1 protein-coding gene is annotated in these 237 nt (G+C 62.9%); it reads right to left on the reverse strand.

Features of this window, described 5'->3' with window-relative positions:
• On the reverse strand, positions 1-237 hold a 237-nt coding region (locus tag AAEY83_RS18420), incomplete at both ends, for a hypothetical protein (protein ID WP_351061584.1).

Here is a 237-nt window from a genome sequence, read left to right on the forward strand (position 1 = left end):
GGCTCATGCCCCCTGCCCGGAAACCCGCGGCATTGTCGGCCAGACCGGACAACGCACGCATTCTGCGGAACGGCGTGACGGTATCCACGAACGGCCCGGTGAAGAATTCGGTCAGTCCGGTGAGTCTCTTGCCCTTCTGGAAGAGCTTGCCGAGCTTGCCGAATGGCAGGATTCCGACGATGGCCCAGACGACATCGCCCGTCCCGCGCCTTCCCTTCATGGCGAGGAAAATGGTTC

Source organism: Psychrobacter sp. TB20-MNA-CIBAN-0197 (assembly GCF_040309765.1).
Classification (GTDB): Bacteria; Pseudomonadota; Gammaproteobacteria; order Pseudomonadales; family Moraxellaceae; genus Psychrobacter; species Psychrobacter submarinus.